The organism is Croceitalea rosinachiae, from assembly GCF_031846445.1.
Classification (GTDB): domain Bacteria; phylum Bacteroidota; class Bacteroidia; order Flavobacteriales; family Flavobacteriaceae; genus Croceitalea; species Croceitalea rosinachiae.
In genome coordinates this window covers 531671-554888 of the sequence record NZ_JAVRHR010000001.1, presented here as the reverse complement: position 1 = coordinate 554888, position 23218 = coordinate 531671, and the positions used below count along the sequence as shown (strand labels likewise).

Here is a 23218-nt window from a genome sequence, read left to right as displayed (position 1 = left end):
TCACCTGGCTCCGCTTGGAATTAGTGCTTTCAAATCTTCTAATGAATTGGCCTCTTCAGTATTTTTATCTTTTCGCCACCTCAGAATTCTTGGAAAACGGGTGGCTACTCCGCTTTTATGACGTTTTGAAAGGGCAATGCCCTCAAAAGCAATTTCAAAAACGTGATGGGGAGTGACGCTGCGTACCGGTCCAAAACGCTCTAATGTATTTTTCTTTATCCAAGCGTCTACTTCTTTAAATTCTTCGTCGGTAAGTCCGGAATAAGCTTTTGCGAATGTTACCAATTCCTTTTTGCCTTCGTCATTTTCTTTCCATAGGGCGAAGGTATAATCTGTAAACAGGTTGCTTCTCCTACCGTGGCCCCTCATGGCATAGGTCAATACCGCGTCAATAGTCAAAGGGTCGACTTTCCATTTCCACCAATTGCCTTTTTTTCGTCCAACTTGATATGGTGAATCTTTACGCTTTAACATAAGACCTTCGCTTTGCATTTCGCGCGATTTTGAACGTTCTTTTGCGACTTCCTTCCAAGAATTAAATTGCATGCGTTCTGATAATAATAGGGGTATACTTTTGGAGTGAACTCTCTCAACTTCGCTAGAAGGGACTATTATTTCATTTAAAAGTTTTTCTAGTATTTCTCTGCGTTCAAAGAACGTTTTTGCGCGAATGTCTTTGCCCTCCCATTCCAAAACATCATAAGCTTTCAGTATTACGGGAGTTTTAGCCAGTAGGTTTTTGGAAACGGTTTTTCGACCAATTCGGGTTTGAAGGTCGTTAAACGTTCCGATTTGACCATTAGGATATGGGAGTAGTTCCCCATCTAGTACCGTTCCATTAGGAATGAATCCAACAAATTTTTGGAACTCAGGGTACTTGTCGGTCACTAATTCTTCGCCTCGGCTCCAAACAAAAAGTTCGTCATTTCTAATGATGACCTGGCAACGAATACCATCCCATTTGTGTTCAAATGACCAATCTTTGACATTTCCTAAGTCTGCAGGATCTCCTTCTACGGCGTAAGCTAAATAAAAAGGATAGGGTTTGGATAAATAATCACTTTCTTTTTCGTTCAACACTAAATCTTGAAAGCTTATTTTATCAGGATTCCAGTTTCCCATAAGTTTGTACGCCAACACATCTTCATCTAATTTTGTTGCTTTTGCCAGCGCTCTGGTCATGAGTTTTTGACTCACCCCAATTCGGAATCCGCCTGTAATTAATTTAGTGAACACAAAACGTTCATAATAATCTAGTTGACTCCAGTTTTCAAAAAGATAGGCTTTTTTTTCTTCCTCAGTTTTTGGTTTTAGCGCAATCATTTCCTTTAGAAAATCAGACAAACTCTTGGGGGTAGATTCACTTTTGGTAGGAACCACCAAAGCAATTGTTTCTGCCAAATCGCCTACAATATGATAACTTTCTTCAAAAAGCCAAAGAGGAATATTTGCCAGTTCTGCGGCCCACACTCTAAGCATAGTTGTATTGATAGGTCTTGATGGTCTGCGATGTGATAGAATAGCAATGGTCCACACTTTATCAGAATCATTGGCTTTTAGAAAATACGCTGATAATGCCGTAACCTTCACATTGGTTTTGTTCGTACTATCAAGTGTTTTTATAAGCTTGGCAAAGTCTTTCATTCAGCTTCAGCTTTTGAAGTTTCAGAAGTATTTATTTCCGCAAGCTCGCCTTCATATTGCGTTTCTTCTGTACGAGCATCATACCCTAATTCTCTCAAATATTTTGAAAATATATCTGTATAACCATGGGTGCAAATTACTTTTTCAGCTCCTGTATTTTTGATTGCAGTTAGCAAATCTGGCCAATCACAATGGTCACTTAACACAAAACCCTTATCAATGGCACGCCTTCTTCGAGCCCCTCTAAAAGTCATCCAACCGCTTGCTGAAGCAGTTACAAAAGGAGTCATTTTACGGATCCAAGTACTGCCATGTGCAGAGGGTGGAGCAATGACAATGTTCCCCTTAATATCTTCTTTTTTGGTATCTCTTGTAATCAATTCTGTTTTAGGAAAATCCACCAATTGCCTTAACACTTGAGTCATATTTTCTACAGCTCCGTGGGTATAAATTTTACCTATGGAAGGGTCTAAATTTTTTAGCAGACGTTGTGCCTTGCCCAAAGAATAACCAAAAAGGATAGAAGTTTGTCTGTTTGCTTTATTTTCGGCCCACCACTGGTTAATATCTTTAAATACTTCTTGTTGTGGGGCCCATAAAAAGGCAGGAAGCCCAAAGGTACATTCCGTTATAAAGGTGTGGCACTTGATATTTTCATAAGGCGTTGCAACCCCATCATCTTCTAGTTTATAATCTCCTGTAAATACCCAAACTTCGCCCTTATGCTCAACCCGTATTTGCGATGAACCAATAATATGGCCTGCTGGATATAAAGTGAATTTTACATTGTTGATATGAAAAGATTCTCCCCATTCCTTGCCTGAGATATTAATATCGCCCAACCGATGTTTTACAATGGGCACATTGCGATTATGGCTAATATAGCTTTTGTGCCCCCAACGGCTATGGTCGGCATGACCGTGAGAAATAATAGCCTTATCTACAGGTTTCCAGGGGTCTATATAGACACCTGCTTTCTGGCAATAAATTCCTTTAGTCGTAAACTGTAAAAGCGGGATTTTCATAGCGAAGTCAATTTACAAATTTCTTTTGGCGATAAATACCAATTGTTTTCGACTTAAAAATTATATTTGCGCAACAAAAATTATCATATGCCTATTATTGATTTATACGAGCACAGTGAACAACGACACAATCTAGCACATTTTGCGACTTTGGCAAGTTTGGCGGCGGTTGATGGAGAAGTGAATCCGGAAGAAAAAGCAGTCCTAGATAAGTTTGCTTTTAAACTGAATATTACTGCGGAAGAGTATAAAGAGGTTATGAAAAAGGATAATAAATATCCTATCCAGACACCGCACAGTGGTGAAAAAAGATTGAAGCGAATTTTTGAATTCTTTCAAATGGCATTTGCTGATCGGTCTATTGATGAGGGTCAAAAGAGAATGATAGAACGCTATGCTATTGGGTTAGGGTTTTCTCCGGATAAAGCCGAAGAAATCATTCAAAAGTCTTTTGATATATTCTGCGGTAAAATCGCTTTTGAAGATTATCAATATTTGATGGATAAGTAGCCTAATGGTACTTATTCAAAAATTCTTGCAGTTTTTCAACCATATTTCGGCTCCCACAAAAGAAAGGCACACGCTGGTGTAATTCTGTAGGCATAATATCCATGATTCGATTTTTGCCTCCAATGGCCAATCCATTTGCCTGTTCGGCTATAAATGCAATGGGGTTGCATTCATAGAGCAATCGCAATTTTCCGCTTTGTGCCACGCTACTTTTCGGGTACATATAAATACCACCCTTGATCATGTTTCGGTGAAAATCAGATACTAACGAACCAATGTATCTTGAAGTGTAAGGCCTATCGCCTTCTTCTTCTTGGCAGTATTTTATATAATCTTTTACTCCTTGTAAAAAATGAATGTAATTTCCCTCATTGACAGAGTATATTTTTCCATCTTCTGGAAACTGCATATTAGGGTGCGATAAATAAAATGTGCCCAAGGCAGGATTCAAGGTAAAACCGTTTACACCATCTCCAGTAGTGTAAACCAGCATAGTAGAGGTGCCATAAACGACATAACCAGCTGCCACTTGTTGATTGCCAGGTTGAAGAAAATCTTCAAGTTGAACGGGTGTGCCCACTGGGGTTACCCTTCTGTAAATAGAAAAAATGGTTCCAACAGAAACATTCACATCAATATTTGAGGATCCATCCAAAGGGTCTATAAGTACTACATATTTGTTTTGATGCTTTTCATCACTACTGTTAATGCTTATAAAACTATCTTCTTCCTCAGAAGCAATACCACAAACAATTTCTCTATTGGTCAAGGTTTGAATAAACTTTTCATTGGCAAAAACATCTAATTTTTGTTGGTCTTCACCCTGAATATTGGTGTCGCCTGCCGCTCCAATTACATCTACCAAACCAGCCTTATTTACTTCATGGTTAACTACTTTAGCAGCTAAACGAATGGCATTTATGAGTTTAGAGAGCTCGCCAGAAGAGTATTGAAATGAAGATTGATTTTCAATAATAAATTCTCCAAGTGTCTGATTTTTTCTGGTCATTGTGGTTGTTTGTTTATTCGGTATAAATATCGGTATTTCTAAAAGCACTACAACGTTTTCGTTTCTGTATTGTTGCCAAATATGGTAAGATTATGAATACGATAAAATTAAACGCTGTTTTTTTGACTTATGATTATTTCGGGAATCAAGTTAATTCTGTTTATTTAGCCACAAATTTGTAAGTTTTCGTTGAAATAATAAAAAGAACATTAGAGTTATATAACTAATTGTTTTATTTGTAACAGTTATGAAATACATTATAAGAGATGCCGTTAAAACAGATATGTCAAGAGTACTTGAATTGATTCAAGAACTTGCCTCTTTTGAAAAAGAGCCAAATTCTGTTGAGGTCACATTAGAAGAGTTGATTGAAGCTGGATATGGAGAAAAACCATTATACCATTGTTTTGTGGCCGAAGTTGATGGCAAAGTAGAAGGAATGGCCTTGGTATATCCTAGATATTCGACTTGGCGGGGACCTGTAATCCATTTGGAGGATCTGATAGTGACCCAAGATATGCGAGGTACTGGTTTAGGTTCTGCTCTTCTGAAAAGGGTTGTGCAGTATGGAAAAGAACAAGGGGTAAAAAGAATAGGATGGGAGGTTTTAGACTGGAATGAGCCTGCTATAAAATTTTATGAAAGCAAAGGGGCCAATGTAATGCGCGATTGGGACGTAGTACAATTAGACGAAGAAGGAATGAACCGATTTTTAGAAAGCACATGAGGATATTCAAATTTGGTGGTGCATCTGTCAAAGATGCCGAAGGAGTAAAAAATGTAGTGAAGGTTCTAAATGAGGTAGGGCATAGAGATACCTTAGTAGTTATCTCAGCAATGGGCAAGACCACAAATGCCATGGAGAATATTGTTGATGCCTACTTTAATGATAAGAATAGTTTAGAAGAGGCCATACAATTGGTTGTTGATAACCATAAAGCTATTGTCAACGATTTATTTGAAGCAAGAAATCATACAATTCACAATAGGGTTAATGTGCTTATTGAAGAATTTCGAGGCTTTTTAATGTGGAATAAATCCCCAAAATATGCTTTTGTATACGACCAAGTTGTAGGTTATGGTGAGTTATTGTCAACTACTATTGTGAGTGCTTATTTGAATGAAGTTGGATTAAAGAATAAGTGGTTGGATGTTAGGGAACTTATAAAGACGGATAACAGTTATCGTGATGCACAAGTTGATTGGGTCCGTACCGAACTAGAAATCACAAAAAATGTTGACACTAACGCTTTGAATATTACCCAAGGGTTTTTAGGAAGTGATGAGAACAATTTCACAACAACATTGGGTCGTGAAGGTTCAGATTATACAGGTGCTATTTTAGCCTACTGCTTAAATGCAGATTCATTAACTATTTGGAAAGATGTCCCTGGAGTATTAAATGCCGACCCACGTCATTTTGAGGAGACGCAATTGTTGCATCAGATTTCGTATCGCGAAGCGATTGAACTCGCTTTTTATGGAGCATCTGTTATTCACCCAAAGACATTGCAGCCATTACAGGGCAAGGAGATTCCACTTCATGTGAAATCTTTTCTCAATCCAAAAGAAAAAGGAACCACTGTTGGTAAGGGTGTGAAAATATCTCCTGAAACCCCATGTTTTATAGTAAAGAAAAATCAAGTACTATTAAAACTATCGTCATTGGATTTTTCTTTTATTGTAGAAGAAAATATGAGTGAACTATTTAAGCTGTTTCATGACCATAGGTTAAAAGTTGATTTATTACAGAACTCTGCTATTAGTTTTTCAGTCTGCTTAGACAATAAGTTTGGGGGCCTTAATGACTTGCTGAAAACATTGGAACAAAAGTTCAAGGTTACCTACCATGAAGATGTAGCATTGTATACCATACGTCATTTTGATGAAACTTCCGTTGAGAAAATTTTGAACGGGTATTCAGTTCTTGTTGAGCAAAGAGGTAAAGAAACTGTACAATTGGTTGTAAAATGACTTTGTTAGGAATATAAGAATCCTCTTATTTTTCTATATTTACCCTTACCTAATGTTGTAATTATGGGGTTGGTATCGGCGAAAGAGGTTGCAAAGGTCCTAAAAGTGGAGAGGTATGGTTTTCTTGGTACTTTTCTTGGATGGATGCTCCTTAAGATTACACGTATTTCTAGTGTCAACTCTTTTTATGATTCAATTGCACATCTCCCTCCCTTAGAATACACAAATGCAATTTTAGAACACTATGCTATAGATTTTGAAATTTCTGATGAAGACTTAAAACGATTACCCAAAACAGGGGCCTATGTTACTATCAGTAACCACCCTCTTGGTGCTATTGACGGTGTTATCTTGATTAAACTAATGTTGGAAAATCGCCCTGATTTTAAGATTATGGCAAACTTTCTCTTACAGCGAATGGTTCCAATTGAACCTTATATTTTACCGGTCAATCCTTTTGAAAGTCATAAAAACGTAAGAAGTAGTATAGCTGCATTTAAAAAGACCTTAGCGCATTTGACAGAGGGTCATCCCTTGAGCGTTTTTCCAGCAGGAGAAGTTTCTACCCATAAAGAGGGGATTTTGATTGTTGACAAACCCTGGGAAGAGGCCGCTTTAAAATTAATCCGTAAAGCTGAGGTGCCAGTGGTGCCTATTTATTTTCATGCAAAAAATAGCCGTTTGTTTTATCGATTGGCTAAGATTAATGATGTTTTCAGAACAGCTAAATTACCATCAGAAGTTGCCACTCAAAGACGGAGGCCCATAAAAGTTAGAATAGGTCAACCCATTAGCGTTGCATCACAGAAAGAAGAAGAAACATTGGAAAGCTTTGGAGCACTTTTAAGGCGAAAAACCTACCTATTAGCCAATGCCTTCGAAAAAGAACGCTTGATTGATAAGGTGCCGACAACTTTAAAGATTCCCAAACCACCTAAGAAAATAGTAAACGCCGTTCGCACAGAAGTCATTGAGGGCGAGATAGAAAAGCTAAGAGAAAAAGATTGTCGCCTATTGCAAAGCAAGAATTATGAAGTTTTCTTGGCTCAAGAGAAAGACATGCCGTTTATATTAAAAGAAATTGGGAGGCAACGCGAAGTTACGTTTAGAGCGATAGGTGAGGGCACCAATAATGCAATTGATTTAGATGAATTTGATTCATATTACCATCATCTTTTTCTTTGGGATGATAAGGACAAAAAAGTAGTAGGAGCTTATCGCATGGGTTTAGGTGCCGAAATATTTAAAGATTTAGGCATTGATGGATTTTATTTGCAAGACCTATTTCGTTTTGAACCAGAGTTATATGGAATGATGTCAAAATCCATTGAAATGGGTCGGGCTTATATTACGGCAGAGTATCAACAAAAACCAATGCCTTTATTTTTGTTATGGAAGGGCATAGTGCATACCACTTTGCGCTTTCCTGAACATAAATACTTGATTGGTGGAGTGAGTATCAGTAATCAGTTTTCAAACTTTTCAAAGTCTCTCATGATTGAGTTCATGAAATCAAATTATTGGGATCCTTATGTTGCCCAGTATGTCCATCCAAAAAAAGAATTCAAAGTGAAATTAAAGGATGCTGATAAAGAATTTATTTTTGATGAAACACAAGCTGATTTAAATAAGTTTGACAAGTTGATTGATGAGGTAGAACCAGGAAGCCTTCGCTTACCTGTGTTAATTAAAAAATATATCAAGCAGAATGCTAGAATGGTCGCTTTTAATGTCGACCCTTTATTTAATAATTCTGTCGACGGATTAATGTACATTAAAATTGCCGATTTGCCCGAAAGTACCGTTAAACCTGTAATGGAAGAGTTTCAGGCGGAACTGGAACGCAAGCTTTCGGAATCGAGTTCAGTTGATTAGGCTTTAATCGCTTCTAGAAACACAAAATAAAGTTCAGTAGCTATCTGTATACTTCGTTCTAAATACTTCTCAGTCTGCTGCGGGGTATCATCAAATTTTTTCGGGTCTTCATAGGTTATTGGAAAACGATTTTCGGCTCCCATTACCATGGGACATGCTTCGTTAGCAGAATCACAGGTCATGATAGCGCCAAAACCTGATGTTGGATTAAAAGTATCATCATAAGTTTTTGAAAAACAAATGACCGGATGTTCTTTCTCTGAAAATTTGATGGCATAAACCGGGTTTTGTGCGTCTGAGAGCTTAAGAATTTTAAAACCTTGATTGCTTAGCGTTTCTCCAACCTTTGGAAACATCGCTGTTGCTTCAGTTCCACCAGAATAGCAAGAAATATTGTTGATGCCCAAATAGTTCGCGATTACCTGTGCCCATATTTGAGATAAATGGCTTCTACGAGAATTGTGTGTACAAATGAAATTGAGGTTGATTGCTTCGTTATTGCGAATTTTAGTTTTTAAATAGTCAACTAAACCCAGTAATACTTCTTTACGCTCTACTGAAATACTGTCAATATTCAAAGACTGAACAGTCTGTTCTATTTTAGGATAAATCATTTGTCTTTTGTTTCTACTTTAAGATTATAGGCCAACTTTTTCACTTCTTTTTTCAAATAATAGATTGTCTTTCCAAATACCATTTTGGGTCTTTCCAACACGTTCTCTTTTACCTAAATATCGAAAACCAACCTTTTTATGTAACTTAATACTTGCTTCATTCTCTGGAAAAATACCTGATTGTAATGTCCAATATCCGGCAGCTTCACTTTCTTCAATAAGTCGAAGCATCAGTGCCTTGCCAACACCTTTTCCTCTCGATATGTTTGCTATGTAAACACTTACTTCTGCTACACCACCATAAACACACCTACTTGAGACTGGTGATAATGCTGCCCAACCCAAAATAGTTCCATTACTTTCTGCAATAATTCTACATGCATTAACATGTGCCAAATCCCAACTTTTAAAATCAGGAACTGTACTTTCGAAAGTCGCATAACCTGTTGCGATGCCTTCGGCGTAAATTTTAGAGACCAAAGGCCAATCGTCCGAAATCATTTGCCTTAGTACCATACTTACTTTTAACAACAGCCACTTCCAGGGGCACAATTAGACTGAGCAGATACTTCAGTTTCAACAGGTACACCACAAGTTTCTTTTGCTTTACAGTCTGTTTTTTCAACTGCAAGTTGAACAACTAGCCTACTATCATTCCAAATAATTTCGTTAACAAATAGTTGTGTTGTATGAAAGCTGGTGTTGCTATATTCAAATTTCACTTCAGCATCTTTGACCATAGGTTTAATGCAATCTACTTTGTTCAAAATACCCAACGCTTTGTACGCAGTCATATATTCTTTTTTGTCTTTTTCTGTAGGGCTTTCCCAAAGCTGTATAACTGTTTCCTTCCAGAAATCAACACCAGCCCCGCAATCAACAGAGTCAACGGTGATGTTTTTAATTTCTGTGATGTGATAATTGGCACCGACAAAATGCCCGCTGGTATATTCAAAAAGGAGTTCTTTGTTTTTATGATCGTTTAATAATTCTAAAAATTCGTTTGTCTTCATTTTTATAGTTTTTAGCAACAATTGCTTTTTGTCGTATTAAAAAAGTTGTTTAAAATTCTTTGGATATCAGTCCATTTATCCAAGTTGATACAGTAGCATACCTTTTTTCCATCGATTTCACCTTTTATTAGATTAATGCTTTTCAATTCTTTTAAGTGTTGCGATATAGTGGGTTGTGCCAAACCAATTTCATCAACAATATCATTACAAATACATGCATCTTGCTTGCTGATGTATTCTAAAATTGCAATACGGGCGGGATTGGCGAGAACTTTAAAAATAGTGGCCATTTGGTTTTGATCTACATTGAATATCTGTGTTTTAGTGATACCCATAACATATTTATATATTGCAATATTACGATGATAAATTGAAATAAAAAAGGCCAGAGCAATTTTTCTGACCTTAATGTTTTTAGAACCAAGGTTTTTTGCCTACTTGGTAGGTGTTATAAAATTCTTCGTCAGACTTAGTTAAATAAATGATTCCTTCTATTAAACCAACTAGTCCTGGAATCCAAACAAATAGTAGTCCAACTCCAACACAAGAAAGTACATAAGCCGCTATAGTCACGCCTAACAAAATAAACCCTTCTTTTTGGTAGCCCAATATAAATTTATGTACGCCCAATGACCCGAGTATAATGGCTAGAATACCTGCAAGAATTTTCTTGTTGTCCGTTCCACCTACTGCTTTATTTAAGCCATCACTAAATTCATTTGCAGTTTTCTTGGCTTCATCAGCAAAATCACTTGCTGCTTCTTTCGCATCGCCCGCTGCTTCTTTTGCAGCATCTTTTGCCTTGTCAAATGCTTCTTCAGCTTTATCGCCTAAATCTTTGTTTTCTTCTGACATGATATTTACTTTGATTGGTTAAATGAAGTCTAAATGTAATAAATTATTCCTTTGTTAAAGAAAGGCTTTATCAACAGGCTCCCAAAGCTCTAATTTATTACCCTCTGGATCCAAAATCCAACCAAATTTTCCATATTCATATTCTTCGACCTCGCCTACTATGGTTACACCTTCCTTTTCTAGCTCTACTAAAAGTTGTTTTAAATTTTCTACCCGAAAGTTCATCATAAACTGCTTTTCACTAGGTTTAAAATATGAGGTATCCTCGTTCATTGGACTCCATTGGGTGGAACAATCATTTCCTTCTTTGTCTTTCCACCAAAAAGTACAACCGTATTGGTCCGTATTTAACCCTAAATGGTTTTTATACCACTCTTTAATTTTATTAGGATTTTTTGTTTTAAAGAAAAATCCGCCTAAACCAGTTACTCTATTTTTCATATTTTACTTTTTTCATTCCTGCGTAGGCAGGAATCTTTCTATCAGTGTACATCAAGTTTTTTTAAATAATAGGTTTTGATTGCACTTCGACTTCGCTCAGTGTGACATACTTGACCATATGCACTAACGCTTCACGTTTTTCTCATACAATGCAACCCAATCCTGAACTGTCATTTTTTGACATAGTTCTGCAATCAAATCAAAAGGAATATTTTCCATCTTTTTAAACCGAATACAACTTTTGCCCATATCCAATTTTGTTTTTATGTGCTTTGGATATTCCGCCACAAACCAGTCATATAAATCAGTATTCGCATAAATACCTGAATGGTACAATGCGACAAAATTCTTTTGTGAGGCAATATTGATAAAAGGTAATGGAAGTTTTGTATCGCAATGATACCCTGCAGGATAAATGGAATGTGGTACTACAAACCCAATCATTTTATAATTAATACATTCTTTAAAGCCTTTTGGTAAATTTTCTTTTACAGTATCTCGTAAGTTGGTCACGGCAGCCTTTCTGTCCTCAGGAAGTTTGGATAGGTATTCATTAACTGTTTTGGCTTCTATGTTCATAACGAAATTAGCTATTGATTAATACTTTTATTTTTGCGGATACAAAACCACAATTAGTAGGCGGTACCTATTCTTATTTCAATAGTTTACTTATTAACTCTATGCATACTTCCTTATTTATTCAGAAAGTAGAAATTGCCAGGATATACCATATTTATCCTCACACCATCCAAATCTTTTACCAAATCCGTAATCTCCTTCACCCTTGTAACTGTCTAGAGGAACCATTATCTGACCACCATTCGAAGAAAGCTTTTCAAAAAGTGTTTGTATCAAATCATCTGAATTATCACTTATAAAAATGGAAACTGCTGGTGTAAATGACCAAGCATGATCATAATTACTTTCAGAAACCATGTAATCAGTTCCATTTAATGTAAAGACTCCATATTTAATTAGTTCGGGTGTACCTCCTGCCTCGCCTTTGGAGTATTTTATTATGCTTTTAATTTTTCCATTTGGGAAGATGGAAGTGTAAAAATTTATTGCTTCCTCGGCCTTTCCGCATTGGTCGCCTACAAATGTTAGAAATGTTGTTGTTTTCATTCGATTTTTGTGTTAGGATGGTGAAGGTGTAATTAGTCCAATTAGGTTACTGGCCACGTCTTTAAACCAAGCAAATTCTCTTCCATCAGGCAGTTGTACAGGATTTACAAATATCTCTCCACCGTTTCGTACAACTGCATCTAAGTCAGAACGTAAGGAATCAGTTTCAATGTAAATTGTGATATAATTTTCAGGGTCTTCTGGTCCTAATTTATTAATATGCCCACTTAATACGTCTTCTTTTCCTGTGTCAATGATAGCGGAATTTCCATGTTGATTTAAATTCCAATCAAAAACTGCTCTATAAAACTTTGATGTTTTTTCAAGGTCACTGCAGCCTATTTCAAAATGTACGACTCTTTTTTTCATTTTTTTTATTGCTGTCAACGGAGTTATTTGCGTTGTAAAATGAGTGATGAAATTAATGTTATTATAAGGCCAATAATAAAAACAATTGCTAGCATAAATAGCGCTGCCTGTCCACTTGTCAACTCCATGATTTCAACACTGGGGTCTTTGGCCTGCATCATTTTGCCATATTCATCTAAAAAATCTGGATTAATGATAGCTGTATAAAGATAATCAGCAATGCCAATTCCTATAGCAGTAAATAGGCTAATAAGCAAACCAATAGCCATTCCTTTTTTAAAACTGAGCTTGCCACTATTTTGTTTGTCTCTAAAATGTCGTATGCCAAAGTATACAAAAAGCAAAGAAGCCACAATGGTGGCGTAACCAAAGACTTCATTTGTGGTAAAATCGAAATACAGTCCAGCTAGAAAAGATATAAAGCCGAAAAGTATACCATAGGTACTGAATTTAATTATTGAAGATTTCATAGGTATTGGTTTAAGGTTTGGACTAAACTAATGGATACCTTGTATTTAACACTCATACTAAAGTACTAAATGATTCATTCTTAAGTAGTAAACGCACTTTAAGCAGGTAGGATATGAAACTCTTTCGCTTTTTGAATGGCTTGTGTTCGCCTTTTAGAGTCTAGTTTAACCAATATATTTGAAACATGGGTTTTAATCGTGCTTTCGGTTACAAATAGTTTTTCCGCTATTTCTTTATTTGATAAACCTTTTGAAATTTCAACTAAAACTTCATATTCCCTGTTGCTTATACCTAGCTTTGCAATTTGTTTTTGGTCAATTTCAGTCGCCTCACTATTATTCTTATGCAAGCTATTTTTGTTTAAATAAATACCAAGACCTAAGAAGAGTATTGCAATAAGAGCTATAATAATTTCGATAGATAAGTCATCTCTTAGATAGGTGTACTTGCTTAATTGAAATAACAAAAGCAAGGCAAGACTAATACTGGAAAAGACAAAAATGGTTTTCTTCACCAAATAAAGTTAACAAAATTCAGCTTTGATTTTATCCACAATAGTTTGTGCTAATTTTTGTTTGCTTTCAACCGTCCAACCAGCCACATGAGGGGTCAATAATACATTTTTTGCCTTTCGTAAATATTTAAAAGGTTGCGGTTTGTTTAAAAAGAAGTCGCCAAAATCAAAGGATTTTTTTTCATATTCCAATACATCCAATCCAGCACCTAAAACTTTTCCAGATTTTAAACCTTCGACCAAATCTTCCGTAACCACACATTTTCCACGTGCTGTATTCAGTAACCAAAAGGGCTTTTGAAAAGCTTCAATAAACGCTATGTTAACCATGCCAATAGACAATTCTGTTTGAGGAATATGAAGACTTATTACATCAGATTTTTGTTGTAGTTCCAATATTCCAACTTGTCTTGCATTCTCATCACCTACCCCTCCAATAATGTCATAGCAAATAATCTCGACATCAAAACCCTGAAGTTTTTTGGCAAAGGCTTTCCCTGTATTTCCGTAACCGATGATACCCACGGTTTTTCCATCTAATTCTACTCCGCGATTACCTTCGCGGTCCCATTTTCCTTTACGAACTTCTCTATGGGCCTTGTTCATATTGTTCATTAAAGAAAGTAACATTCCTAAAGCATGTTCAGCAACTGCATTTCTATTTCCTTCTGGCGCGTTAGCCAGAAAAACCCCTTTTTCTCTTGCGCACTTTGTGGCAATATTCTCTAAGCCAGCACCAACTCTCCCAATAAATTTTAGATTCGTGGCCTTATCAAGAAAACCTTCATCAATTGGAAATCTACTTCTTATGACCAATCCATCATATTGATGGATTTTACGTTCTATTTCTTCCTTAGTTGATTTGTAATCTTCGTGGTTTTCAAAACCTAGTTCTGAGAACTGTTCTATTAATAAAGGGTGGTTTGAATCAATGTGAAGTACCTTCATCTTAAATTTTGGGATAATGCGTTTGCGTCATTTCATGTGCTACTTTTCCAGTATGAGCGGTTTGTTGTTTTTCAAAAAGTAACAAATGAACTTCTTCATCACTTTTGGTTAGAGGGCAGTGCTCGACGCCTTTGGGCACAACAATGATCTCCCCTTCTTTAATGACTTCTGTTCTGTCTCGAAACTGCATATAAAGCGTGCCTTTGATAACCTGAAATAATTCATCTTCGTTTTCATGGGAATGCCATACAAACTCACCCTTTATTTTGGCTAGAATCACCTGCATATCATCAACAGTCGCTATTTGGTGTGGGTGCCATTGTTTTGAAAAAAGGGCGTGTTTTTCTTTGATATTTATTGGTTTCATAAGTACAAATTCATATTCCTAATATCATTTTTGCAATCCAGAAATAGATCAAGATTCCAAAAATATCATTGCTTGTTGTAATAAAAGGCCCCGTAGCAATTGCTGGATCAATTCCTCTTTTATGAAGAAATAGCGGCGTGAAGGTTCCTATAAATCCGGCGACGACAATAACAACAATTAATGATACCGAAATGGCCAGAGCAGTATTAAAACTACCTTTCCAAAACCATGTGAAAAGCAATAGTAAAGCAGCTAAAATAACTCCGTTTAATAGTGCTAAGAGCATTTCTTTTATGAGTCGGTTACCAACACTTCCTTTAATGTCGTCATTTGCCAAACCTTGCACAATTATGGCACTAGATTGTACTCCAACATTTCCTGCCATCGCAGCGATTAAAGGAGTAAATAAAAATAAAACGGTGTATTTACTGAACATATCTTCAAATCCACCCATTATTACAGCAGCTGCACCACCACCAAAAAGTCCTAAAATCAACCACGGTAATCGCGCTCGTGTCAATTCCCAAATACTATCATCTGCCTCAACATCTTGAGAAATACCGGCTGCTAACTGATAATCTTTATCTGCTTCTTCTTTAATAACATCAACAATATCGTCAATTGTAATACGGCCAACCAGGCGGCCAATCTCATCAACTACGGGAATTGCCTCCAGATCATACTTAGACATGATTTTAGCTACTTCTTCAGGCTTTTCATTAGCTGTTACATAGTCTACCTTGGGGATGTAAACTTCACTTATGTAGGTTTCTGTAGAAACTGTCAATAAATCTTTTAATGAGAGGCGCCCTTTTAGTTTTTCTTCATTATCAACTACATAAATAGAATGCACCCTAGTCACATTTTCTGCCTGTGCACGCATCTCTTTTACACATGTAGTGACCGTCCAATTTTCGTTGACCTTTACCAACTCTTTTGCCATAAGACCACCAGCAGAGTCGTCGTCATAGCGAAGTAGGTCAACAATATATTTGGCATGCTCTTTATCTTCAATATTAGAAATTACCTCTTGAATCAGCTCTTTAGGGAGCTCACCAACAATATCAGCAGCATCATCGGTATCTAGCTCTTCAATTTCACCAGCAATTTCTTTGGGAGAGAGATTGTTCAAAATCTCTTCTCGTACATCTTCATCGAGCTCGGTTAGAATGTCAGATGTCTTTTCGCTGTCAAGGAGTTTTATAAGATAGGTAGCCTCATCACCTTGTAATTCATTGGCAATTTCGGCAACATCAGCATAATGATACTCTTTCATCAATAGCCGTAGTTGTTCATCATTCTGATTTTTAATCAAAACCTGAATTTTATCTACAAGTTCGTCAGTGAGTTTAAACGGAATCATTTGCTATCGTCTTTGTAAGGGCTATAAAATCATTGACGGCCATTTGTTCTGGGCGACGATCAAATATAATATCTTCTTTGAGATTATCTGATAAATTAAAACTCTTGAGACTGTTACGGAGCGTTTTTCTACGTTGGTTAAAAGCAGCTTTCACCACTTTTGTGAGCAGTCGTTCATCACAATCTAATTTGAAGTCTTTCTTTCTTTTTAAGCGTAAAACACCAGACTGTACTTTTGGAGGCGGTTCAAAAACTTGTGGGTGCACGGTAAACAAATATTCGGCATCATAATATGCTTGTACCAATACTGATAAAATGCCATAGGCCTTACTGCCTTCTTTCTCACAGATACGCTTTGCCACCTCTTTTTGAAACATTCCTGAAAACTCGGGTACTTGTTTTCGCATCTCCAGCATTTTGAAAACGATTTGACTAGAAATGTTGTACGGAAAGTTACCTATTATGGCAAATTGTTCGTCTCCATAAAGTTGCCTCAAATCAAACTTTAGAAAATCAGCTTCAATAACATTTAACCTGTTATTCTGTAGAAGCTTAGGATGTTCTAGAGGAAAAGTATGGTTTAAATAAACAATAGACTCTTCGTCTAAGTCCATTGCGACGAGATCTATATTTCGCATCAACAGGTACTTGGTCAATACACCGGTACCAGGCCCTATTTCAATTACATTGGAATAACCTTCTAAAGAAAGAGTGTCGGCAATGTCTTGTGCAACTTTTTCGTCCTTTAGAAAATGTTGTCCTAAATGTTTTTTGGCTTTTACCAGTGAGTTTTCATGCCCGTTGTTGTTTCGCTTCTGTTTGTGAAAAGCGCTTTTTTGTTTCCCTTTTTTAGGCATGGGGGTGTTTTAATCGCAAGATAGCAAGTTCAATTGAAACTTGGAATGTAAACCCAAGCTTTTGTCCCCGATTTTAAGGTTACTGATGTTCTTGAATATGCCAAAGATTCATAGAGATCAATTTTGTAGATATCGAGATTTGATACTTGGTACAAGATGCCTTTTACCTTATCTTTTGAATTGTTTGTTTTTTCAATTATTGGATATTTGTTCATCAGCTTCTTTTCAAATTTTTTATAACCAATAAGTGTATCAAATTTGCCTTTTAACTTTCTTTCTAGCACAGATAATTGAACTTTTTCTTCTTGCAATGAACCGTAAGAGAATAGAAATTGTGTTGTTCTCAAGATACTTGCTCGCTAATGATTTCTAATTCAGTTCTAAAGGCAACAAATTTGTCAGCGAATAGTTTCAACCCTTTAGATCGCATTATAGCCGCATCTTCTTTGTAATACAGGTCGAGGGTTTTTTTGTCTTTGGTGGCGTATTGTACAGAATAGGTGATGCCACCCATATCTTCCTCCACCATTATCTTGCACATTTTAGCCGCATTAAATTTTTTTGTTGCCAGCATATCGGGAATGTGCTTTTCTTTCATCCATTGTAACCAATCGTCATGGACAGATTCATCTATGTTGATGGTAACATTGTATATAATCATGAAAAGATTTTAAAAGAATTAATAATATAGGATATAATTGTTAATGAGGTTTTTTGGGGAAAGAAAAATCAACACATTAACAGTATATCAATAATAGCACTTAATTGACTAAATCACCTCTTAATTTTCTAAAATTTTTGCGTGCCTGAGGATAAAAATAACTGTCTTGATAATCATAGATTATTTTTTCATAATGCGCTTTGGCTTTATCAGGTTCATTAAACACATTTTGATAAAGTTGTGCTAGCGCGAAATAGGCATCATCAGCTAAAATATCAGTTCCATAGAACTCAACAATCTTTTGGTAATTGAAACGCGCTTTGTCATAATCTTTGGATTCTTCATAAAGTTTGCCTTGTTTCAATAAAGCTTCATCTTCTATTTTTTCTCCTTTATGATTAAGCAAAATACCTTCTAGCGATATAATGGCTTCTTGGTTTTTCTTTTGATAGGCCAATAAATCAGCTCTAGCATATTTTTTCAGAGCAGTTCGGGTGGAATCTTCTAAAGAGTTATCAGAAATCAAAAGACTAAGTTGCATTGCATCATTGGCAATCAGTTGAGAAGTTGAACCTCTCAAGACTTTTAACTGCGTCAATGCCCAATCAAAATCACCCTTGTAAAAACTGGTCTGGGCTACCTTAAAACGAGCATCTTGCCCTAAAACATCATTCTTGAGCTTCTTTTGAATTTGCGAAAAATAGATTAGTGCCTCATTAAATCGTTCATCAAAAACTAAAATATCACCCAAAGCCATTTTCATATACGCCTCTCCGAACCTGCCCAAAGGTTCGTTCAAACTTTTTTTGAGTATCTCGATAGCCGGCTTTGGATTATCTTTTCTAAAGGTCAAAAAATTGGCATATGCTATTTGCAACTGTAAAGTTCTATTTTGATAACCATATTCATCAAGTAGCTTGATAAATTGCTTTTCAATAGCCGCCAGCTTTTTATCGTTAGCTTCAATAAGGTCAATATCAATCAAGCTTAATTGCCCATTGAGTTTTGTAGCTGGATCGCTGGCATTAGCAACAATATATTGAAAAGTGTCAATAGCGGTTTCTAAGTCTTGGTTTTCTAATGCTATTTCACCCAAATTTTTTAATCGATCTAAAGAACCGCTTTCATCACGTTTGTAAATTGCTTTTTCTTGCGCAAAGGCGCTTTTAAATTGTTTTTGCTGTACAAATAGCCAACTTAATAGTTCGTTCCATAGAATATCAGGATTCTTTTGGGCATTTTGAAGTAGTATTTTTCTAAGTTTAATATTATTTGCATTGTTAGGTTCTTCTGTGATAAAATCATCAATATTGCGAAGTACATTCGAACGAGAAGTTTTACCTTCAGAAATCAACCTGAGGTATGATTCATACATCTTTTCGATATTGCCCTGTTCTCCATAAATACGGGCCAGTTGAAAATCATAATTTAATTCCGGTTTAAGGGCCATGGCTTTATTGTAAGCAGCAATAGCTTCATCTAACAAAGCATATTTTTGAAAACGATAACCCACACCATATCCATAATTAGGATTTTCATCAATCTTTTGAATGGCTTTTTGATAATATTCTTGTGCTTTTTCTGGCTGTTGCTGAAGCGTATAATTATAACCCAGTTCTATGAAAAAAGTAGGGAATGTATAACTTTGCTTAAGCTTTTTCAATAAAAACTCTTCTGCATCTTTATAACGTTCTAATTGCTGGTAGCAGGCAACTAAACCTTCTGAGTAATCAGTTCTTCGCGGATTTTTTTCTACTAATTTTTCATAGAAAACTACTGCCTTTTCAAATTCGCCGTCATTAAAGTATTGTTTTGCCAAAAAGTCTTCTTGAGAAAAGCAAGAAGTTTGAAGTACAAAGCACGAAAAAAGAAATAACAGACTACGCATTACCCAAATATAACGCAGAAAACAACCTTAATATGTTAAGTGAATCAGAAATTGAATCAATCAAATATGGTCAAACCTACAATACGGCACCAATACTTCAGGAATTTCAATTCCATCGACGGTTTGGTAGTTTTCCAAAATCCCGGCAAGAACACGCGGCAAGGCCAATGAACTCCCGTTTAGCGTATGTGCCAATTGGTTTTTACCATTTTCATCTTTAAAACGAAGCTTTAATCGGTTGGCTTGATAGGTTTCAAAATTAGAAACAGAGCTAATTTCCAACCAGCGGTCTTGAGCAGTTGAAAAGACTTCAAAATCATAGGTTAGGGCAGAGGTGAAGCCTAAATCCCCACCGCATAGCCTTAAAATACGATAAGGCAGTTTCAACTCTCGGAGAATATTTTTAACATGTTCCACCATCCCATCCAAAGCATCATATGATTTCTCAGGGTGCTCAACACGAACGATTTCTACTTTGTCAAATTGGTGTAAACGATTGAGTCCGCGAACATGGGCCCCATAACTACCTGCTTCACGTCTAAAACATGGGGTGTATCCTGTATAGGTGATTGGAAAGTCTTCCTTTTTTACAATCTCATTACGAAATATATTGGTTACTGGAACTTCGGCGGTTGGGATTAAATACAAATCGTCTGCTTGTACGTGGTACATTTGCCCTTCTTTATCAGGTAGTTGCCCTGTGCCATAGCCTGAGGCTTCGTTGACCAAATGTGGCACCTGTATTTCAGTATAACCAGCTGCTGTATTCTTGTCTAAAAAATAGGAAATCAAAGCTCGCTGCAGTCTAGCTCCTTTGCCTTTGTAAATAGGGAAGCCTGCGCCGGTTACTTTTACACCTAGTTCAAAATCGATAATGTCATATTTTTTAGCAAGCTCCCAATGCGGTAATGCTTCGTTTATCAATTTAGGGATATCTCCTTCACGAAAAACTTCTTCATTGTCTTCGTCAGAAGCCCCCGTAGGAACAGAATCATGAGGGATGTTTGGAATCTGATATAATAATTGTTGTAATTTTTCGGAAGCTTCATTAAGATCTTCGCCCAGTTTTTTAGATGCTTCTTTTAAATTACCGGTTTTAGCCTTTAATTCATTGGCTTCGGCAGCTTTTCCTGATTTGAAGAGCATGCCAATTTCTTTAGAAAGCTTGTTTGATTCGGCAAGGGTGTTATCCAATTCTGTTTGGATTGTCCTCCTTTTTTCGTCAAGCACAATGATTTCATTAAACAAAGGTCCAGCATCAAATTTTCGCTTTTTTAAAGCTTTGATGAAGTTTTCTTTTTCTTCTCGTATTCTATGTAGTTGAAGCATGCATTTTGTTTTGCTGGGGCAAATTTAATTTTTTGTCCATTAAGCAGCTAAGATTTACTCGATAATCGATTTTTTGATTGATTTTCATTTGAACGCCTCGCGGGCTTTCTCAGGGTAATTTACTCTTTTCCTTGTGGTAAAATCCAGTTGTTGTGTGACAAGTGTTTCCAGGGTACGGCTGCAAGATCTGTTTTTGGGTCGATGAATGGCTGATATTTTCCTTTATTTACTTTTGCTTTTGAAGTCACAAAAACGCTTATGTCTTCACCTTTTTCTCGGTATTCTTTTTTCAGGTGCTGCGCGAATTGCCAGGCAAAATCAGGATAACAACTTACTTTTCTTCGTTGTTTTTTGGTTAAATAATCATCCAGATTTATCTGAGTGGTTTTCTTGGTTTCTTTATTGACCACACGATAGCGAATAGTACCAGATCTACTTCTTAACATCATTCGCCAACTTAGTCGGTGTCCTTCTTCAGTCCATAAAACATCATCTACAAAGGTATGGTGGCGTAAAGGCAGAAGTAATTGTACTACAAAGTAAATACTAAGGGCACTGAGTACCCATTGATGGTTTTTTGGCAGGTTAATTGCTTTGGGAATAGATACGGTTTTTTTCTTTAAAAAAATATTTCGGATGGTCTGAGGCGGAAAAAAGAATAAGCAAAAGGCTAGGGATAGATAAGGAAAAATTCCAATTTGAAAAACAAAACTATTGAACAGATGAAAGAAAATAGACAGTATGAACGCAATCTTTCTAGTTGGTTTCCAAAGTAAGGCGGGCACCACTAAAAGGTCGAATATAATACCAAAAGAACCAATAATTTTGTGTACCCACTTTTCCTGCAAAAACTCCCCAATCAAAAAATAGTCTTTCTTGCCTCGCATCAAAATATCGATAATGCTAAAGTCAAGCCAATCTCCATAAATTTTTGCGATAGAGGCGTAGGTGTAAACGATAAAGAGTTGTGTGATAATAATCCAGCGAAAATAATTGAACATACTATCGCTTTTCAATTTGGGATTCAGGTAAGCATCAACTGACAGATTTTTGTTGGCAGGAAAAAAGCCCATAATAAATGCCAATAGCATCAAAAGATAATAGTGATTGTTGTAAGACGTCTTCTGCATAAGATAAACGCCCGCCCACATAAATGCAAAGGTGAAAGCACTAAATCTATACTTATAACCGATAGTAATAAGTACACCCAAAATACCCATCACAAAAAAATAAATATACATACCATTGCCGGGCAACGGTTGCAGAAATTCAAAACCAATAAAATTAAATGTAAACTTTGGCTCAATGAACGTTCGTCTTACCCATCCAGTACCTATAGCACCAAAACATTCTGCACAAACGAGCAGTCCATAAAAAACCCGAAACACTAGTAGTTGCGCATTGTCTATTCTCTTAAATAAAAATTGCTTTATCACGAGCTATGAGATTAATTGAAGTGAGGTTGCTTTATCTTTTTCTAATTGTTCGCGCAAGTGTTCAAGGGATTCAAATTTATGTTCATCCCTTATCTTTTTAAGTAAATTAACCTGTACTTCTTTATGGTACAAGTTTTCATTTAAGTCAAAAAAATGGATTTCTATACTTTTCTCCGTTCCTGATACAGTTGGATTAAAACCTATGTTCATCATACCGTAAATCGTCTTATGGTCGAAAGAACTTTTAACGATATAGACACCATTTTTTGGGATAAGTTTATAGGTCTCTTTAATACTAAGATTCGCTGTTGGAAAACCAATTTCCCTTCCTAAACCTTTCCCTTTTTTGATTGTGCCGGTAAGCATAAATTCATAACCCAAATAAGCATTTGCAGCTTCAATATTACCATCTAAAAGTGCTTTTCTGATTTTTGTGGAACTTACCGATACTTCATCGATTTCTTGGACGGGAATTTCTTCTACATCAAAATCAAAGGTATTGCCATAGCTTATCAAATCATTGATATTGGCATTTCTATTTCTTCCAAAGCGGTGGTCGTATCCTATGATCACCTTTTTTACATTTAGTTGGTTAACAAGAACATCTCGAACAAATTCAAGTGCTGATAATCTAGAAAAGGCTTTCGTGAAGGGGTGAACTATGAGGTAATCTAAGCCCATGGAATCTAAAACCTGTTGCTTTTCGTCAAGACTGTTCAATAATTTGATATCAGAATCTTTTTGCAAAACCATTCTCGGGTGGGGGAAAAAAGTGAGCACTGCAGATTGTAAATTTGATTTTTTGGCACTATTTATGAGACGTTCCAATATCTTGCTATGGCCAATATGAACACCGTCAAAGGTGCCAATGGTAATTATGGTTGGTTTTGAAGATTTGAACTTAGAAATACCTTGGATTGTTTCCACTTAG

At 36.2% G+C, this 23218-nt stretch carries 28 protein-coding genes; 4 read left to right on the top strand and 24 right to left on the bottom strand.

The features are described from left to right. Together RM706_RS02505 and RM706_RS02500 are read right to left on the bottom strand one after the other, a co-directional pair. Window positions 1-1644 (bottom strand): ATP-dependent DNA ligase, encoded by a 1644-nt coding sequence (locus RM706_RS02505; RefSeq protein WP_311349444.1) that lies wholly within the window; start codon window positions 1642-1644, stop codon window positions 1-3. Further along, window positions 1641-2669 carry a ligase-associated DNA damage response exonuclease gene (locus RM706_RS02500; RefSeq protein WP_311349443.1) on the bottom strand — a complete coding sequence of 343 codons (1029 nt, stop codon included), beginning with the start codon at window positions 2667-2669 and terminating at the stop codon, window positions 1641-1643. The genes RM706_RS02505 and RM706_RS02500 overlap by 4 nt, the downstream gene beginning before the upstream one ends. An 87-nt stretch (window positions 2670-2756) precedes the next feature. Between RM706_RS02500 and RM706_RS02495 the strand changes: the two genes are divergently transcribed. Then, entirely contained in the window at window positions 2757-3179 is a 423-nt protein-coding gene (locus RM706_RS02495; RefSeq protein WP_311349442.1) for a TerB family tellurite resistance protein, read from the top strand. A 1-nt stretch (window position 3180) separates the two neighbouring features. Here RM706_RS02495 and fbp read toward each other — a convergent pair whose 3' ends face one another. Beyond that, window positions 3181-4188, bottom strand: a complete 1008-nt coding sequence (fbp, locus tag RM706_RS02490) for a class 1 fructose-bisphosphatase (protein ID WP_311349441.1) — start codon at window positions 4186-4188, stop codon at window positions 3181-3183. A 247-nt stretch (window positions 4189-4435) separates the two neighbouring features. On the opposite strand from fbp, the gene RM706_RS02485 reads away from it, so the two are divergent. From RM706_RS02485 to RM706_RS02475, 3 genes are all read left to right on the top strand, one after another. Further along, window positions 4436-4915 (top strand): GNAT family N-acetyltransferase, encoded by a 480-nt coding sequence (locus RM706_RS02485; protein WP_311349440.1) that lies wholly within the window; start codon window positions 4436-4438, stop codon window positions 4913-4915. Next, window positions 4912-6162 carry an aspartate kinase gene (locus RM706_RS02480; protein WP_311349439.1) on the top strand — a complete coding sequence of 417 codons (1251 nt, stop codon included), beginning with the start codon at window positions 4912-4914 and terminating at the stop codon, window positions 6160-6162. The genes RM706_RS02485 and RM706_RS02480 overlap by 4 nt, the downstream gene beginning before the upstream one ends. A 63-nt stretch (window positions 6163-6225) precedes the next feature. Then, window positions 6226-8037 (top strand): GNAT family N-acyltransferase, encoded by a 1812-nt coding sequence (locus tag RM706_RS02475; RefSeq protein ID WP_311349438.1) that lies wholly within the window; start codon window positions 6226-6228, stop codon window positions 8035-8037. Here RM706_RS02475 and RM706_RS02470 read toward each other — a convergent pair. The 21 genes from RM706_RS02470 to RM706_RS02370 all read right to left on the bottom strand — a co-directional run bounded on the left by RM706_RS02470 (window position 8034) and on the right by RM706_RS02370 (window position 23214). Next, window positions 8034-8651 (bottom strand): arsenate reductase/protein-tyrosine-phosphatase family protein, encoded by a 618-nt coding sequence (locus RM706_RS02470; protein WP_432264959.1) that lies wholly within the window; start codon window positions 8649-8651, stop codon window positions 8034-8036. The two genes, RM706_RS02475 and RM706_RS02470, sit on opposite strands and share 4 nt — an antisense overlap. Window positions 8652-8675: 24 nt before the next feature. Continuing rightward, complete coding sequence (locus RM706_RS02465; RefSeq protein ID WP_311349437.1) at window positions 8676-9167, bottom strand: GNAT family N-acetyltransferase; 492 nt, start codon at window positions 9165-9167, stop codon at window positions 8676-8678. An 8-nt stretch (window positions 9168-9175) separates the two neighbouring features. Continuing rightward, window positions 9176-9664 (bottom strand): DUF6428 family protein, encoded by a 489-nt coding sequence (locus RM706_RS02460; protein ID WP_311349436.1) that lies wholly within the window; start codon window positions 9662-9664, stop codon window positions 9176-9178. 11 nt (window positions 9665-9675) lie between these two features. Continuing rightward, entirely contained in the window at window positions 9676-9999 is a 324-nt protein-coding gene (locus RM706_RS02455; RefSeq protein WP_311349435.1) for an ArsR/SmtB family transcription factor, read from the bottom strand. A 79-nt stretch (window positions 10000-10078) separates the two neighbouring features. Further along, window positions 10079-10519: a TM2 domain-containing protein gene (locus RM706_RS02450; RefSeq protein ID WP_311349434.1), complete on the bottom strand. Its 441-nt coding sequence runs from the start codon at window positions 10517-10519 to the stop codon at window positions 10079-10081. Between the two features lie 54 nt (window positions 10520-10573). Continuing rightward, on the bottom strand, window positions 10574-10960 hold the full coding sequence (locus tag RM706_RS02445; RefSeq protein WP_311349433.1) for a VOC family protein: 387 nt from the start codon (window positions 10958-10960) through the stop codon (window positions 10574-10576). 123 nt (window positions 10961-11083) lie between these two features. After that, window positions 11084-11539: a DUF1801 domain-containing protein gene (locus tag RM706_RS02440; protein ID WP_311349432.1), complete on the bottom strand. Its 456-nt coding sequence runs from the start codon at window positions 11537-11539 to the stop codon at window positions 11084-11086. 117 nt (window positions 11540-11656) lie between these two features. Continuing rightward, window positions 11657-12085 (bottom strand): VOC family protein, encoded by a 429-nt coding sequence (locus RM706_RS02435; protein WP_311349431.1) that lies wholly within the window; start codon window positions 12083-12085, stop codon window positions 11657-11659. Between the two features lie 12 nt (window positions 12086-12097). Next, window positions 12098-12454 (bottom strand): VOC family protein, encoded by a 357-nt coding sequence (locus tag RM706_RS02430; RefSeq protein ID WP_311349430.1) that lies wholly within the window; start codon window positions 12452-12454, stop codon window positions 12098-12100. 23 nt (window positions 12455-12477) lie between these two features. Next, complete coding sequence (locus tag RM706_RS02425) at window positions 12478-12924, bottom strand: DUF4199 domain-containing protein (protein WP_311349429.1); 447 nt, start codon at window positions 12922-12924, stop codon at window positions 12478-12480. Between the two features lie 98 nt (window positions 12925-13022). Then, window positions 13023-13439, bottom strand: coding sequence for a response regulator transcription factor (locus tag RM706_RS02420; RefSeq protein ID WP_311349428.1), 417 nt, complete (start codon window positions 13437-13439; stop codon window positions 13023-13025). Between the two features lie 9 nt (window positions 13440-13448). Next, window positions 13449-14387: a 2-hydroxyacid dehydrogenase gene (locus RM706_RS02415; RefSeq protein ID WP_311349427.1), complete on the bottom strand. Its 939-nt coding sequence runs from the start codon at window positions 14385-14387 to the stop codon at window positions 13449-13451. A 1-nt stretch (window position 14388) separates the two neighbouring features. Further along, on the bottom strand, window positions 14389-14754 hold the full coding sequence (locus RM706_RS02410; protein ID WP_311349426.1) for a cupin domain-containing protein: 366 nt from the start codon (window positions 14752-14754) through the stop codon (window positions 14389-14391). Between the two features lie 10 nt (window positions 14755-14764). Beyond that, on the bottom strand, window positions 14765-16117 hold the full coding sequence (gene mgtE, locus RM706_RS02405; RefSeq protein WP_311349425.1) for a magnesium transporter: 1353 nt from the start codon (window positions 16115-16117) through the stop codon (window positions 14765-14767). After that, complete coding sequence (gene rsmA / locus RM706_RS02400; protein WP_311349424.1) at window positions 16104-16973, bottom strand: 16S rRNA (adenine(1518)-N(6)/adenine(1519)-N(6))-dimethyltransferase RsmA; 870 nt, start codon at window positions 16971-16973, stop codon at window positions 16104-16106. The genes mgtE and rsmA overlap by 14 nt, the downstream gene beginning before the upstream one ends. A gap of 29 nt (window positions 16974-17002) precedes the next feature. Then, window positions 17003-17320: a gamma-glutamylcyclotransferase family protein gene (locus RM706_RS02395; protein WP_311349423.1), complete on the bottom strand. Its 318-nt coding sequence runs from the start codon at window positions 17318-17320 to the stop codon at window positions 17003-17005. Then, complete coding sequence (locus RM706_RS02390; protein WP_311349422.1) at window positions 17317-17634, bottom strand: DUF4286 family protein; 318 nt, start codon at window positions 17632-17634, stop codon at window positions 17317-17319. Before RM706_RS02390 ends, RM706_RS02395 begins: the two co-directional genes overlap by 4 nt. A gap of 100 nt (window positions 17635-17734) precedes the next feature. After that, complete coding sequence (locus RM706_RS02385) at window positions 17735-19522, bottom strand: tetratricopeptide repeat protein (protein ID WP_311349421.1); 1788 nt, start codon at window positions 19520-19522, stop codon at window positions 17735-17737. Between the two features lie 60 nt (window positions 19523-19582). Next, a complete protein-coding gene (serS, locus tag RM706_RS02380; RefSeq protein WP_311349420.1) occupies window positions 19583-20851 on the bottom strand; it encodes a serine--tRNA ligase in 1269 nt (422 codons plus the stop codon). 119 nt (window positions 20852-20970) lie between these two features. Next, window positions 20971-22287 (bottom strand): HTTM domain-containing protein, encoded by a 1317-nt coding sequence (locus RM706_RS02375; RefSeq protein WP_311349419.1) that lies wholly within the window; start codon window positions 22285-22287, stop codon window positions 20971-20973. Between the two features lie 3 nt (window positions 22288-22290). Continuing rightward, entirely contained in the window at window positions 22291-23214 is a 924-nt protein-coding gene (locus RM706_RS02370; protein WP_311349418.1) for a bifunctional riboflavin kinase/FAD synthetase, read from the bottom strand. Window positions 23215-23218 lie beyond the last annotated feature (4 nt).

Coding starts and splice junctions, on each gene's coding strand:
- RM706_RS02505 (WP_311349444.1), bottom strand. CDS start 1,644: ATGAAAGACTTTGCCAAGCTTATAAAAACACTTGATAGTACGAACAAA.
- RM706_RS02500 (WP_311349443.1), bottom strand. CDS start 2,669: ATGAAAATCCCGCTTTTACAGTTTACGACTAAAGGAATTTATTGCCAG.
- RM706_RS02495 (WP_311349442.1), top strand. CDS start 2,757: ATGCCTATTATTGATTTATACGAGCACAGTGAACAACGACACAATCTA.
- fbp (WP_311349441.1), bottom strand. CDS start 4,188: ATGACCAGAAAAAATCAGACACTTGGAGAATTTATTATTGAAAATCAA.
- RM706_RS02485 (WP_311349440.1), top strand. CDS start 4,436: ATGAAATACATTATAAGAGATGCCGTTAAAACAGATATGTCAAGAGTA.
- RM706_RS02480 (WP_311349439.1), top strand. CDS start 4,912: ATGAGGATATTCAAATTTGGTGGTGCATCTGTCAAAGATGCCGAAGGA.
- RM706_RS02475 (WP_311349438.1), top strand. CDS start 6,226: ATGGGGTTGGTATCGGCGAAAGAGGTTGCAAAGGTCCTAAAAGTGGAG.
- RM706_RS02470 (WP_432264959.1), bottom strand. CDS start 8,651: ATGATTTATCCTAAAATAGAACAGACTGTTCAGTCTTTGAATATTGAC.
- RM706_RS02465 (WP_311349437.1), bottom strand. CDS start 9,167: ATGGTACTAAGGCAAATGATTTCGGACGATTGGCCTTTGGTCTCTAAA.
- RM706_RS02460 (WP_311349436.1), bottom strand. CDS start 9,664: ATGAAGACAAACGAATTTTTAGAATTATTAAACGATCATAAAAACAAA.
- RM706_RS02455 (WP_311349435.1), bottom strand. CDS start 9,999: ATGGGTATCACTAAAACACAGATATTCAATGTAGATCAAAACCAAATG.
- RM706_RS02450 (WP_311349434.1), bottom strand. CDS start 10,519: ATGTCAGAAGAAAACAAAGATTTAGGCGATAAAGCTGAAGAAGCATTT.
- RM706_RS02445 (WP_311349433.1), bottom strand. CDS start 10,960: ATGAAAAATAGAGTAACTGGTTTAGGCGGATTTTTCTTTAAAACAAAA.
- RM706_RS02440 (WP_311349432.1), bottom strand. CDS start 11,539: ATGAACATAGAAGCCAAAACAGTTAATGAATACCTATCCAAACTTCCT.
- RM706_RS02435 (WP_311349431.1), bottom strand. CDS start 12,085: ATGAAAACAACAACATTTCTAACATTTGTAGGCGACCAATGCGGAAAG.
- RM706_RS02430 (WP_311349430.1), bottom strand. CDS start 12,454: ATGAAAAAAAGAGTCGTACATTTTGAAATAGGCTGCAGTGACCTTGAA.
- RM706_RS02425 (WP_311349429.1), bottom strand. CDS start 12,924: ATGAAATCTTCAATAATTAAATTCAGTACCTATGGTATACTTTTCGGC.
- RM706_RS02415 (WP_311349427.1), bottom strand. CDS start 14,387: ATGAAGGTACTTCACATTGATTCAAACCACCCTTTATTAATAGAACAG.
- RM706_RS02410 (WP_311349426.1), bottom strand. CDS start 14,754: ATGAAACCAATAAATATCAAAGAAAAACACGCCCTTTTTTCAAAACAA.
- mgtE (WP_311349425.1), bottom strand. CDS start 16,117: ATGATTCCGTTTAAACTCACTGACGAACTTGTAGATAAAATTCAGGTT.
- rsmA (WP_311349424.1), bottom strand. CDS start 16,973: ATGCCTAAAAAAGGGAAACAAAAAAGCGCTTTTCACAAACAGAAGCGA.
- RM706_RS02390 (WP_311349422.1), bottom strand. CDS start 17,634: ATGATTATATACAATGTTACCATCAACATAGATGAATCTGTCCATGAC.
- RM706_RS02385 (WP_311349421.1), bottom strand. CDS start 19,522: ATGCGTAGTCTGTTATTTCTTTTTTCGTGCTTTGTACTTCAAACTTCT.
- serS (WP_311349420.1), bottom strand. CDS start 20,851: ATGCTTCAACTACATAGAATACGAGAAGAAAAAGAAAACTTCATCAAA.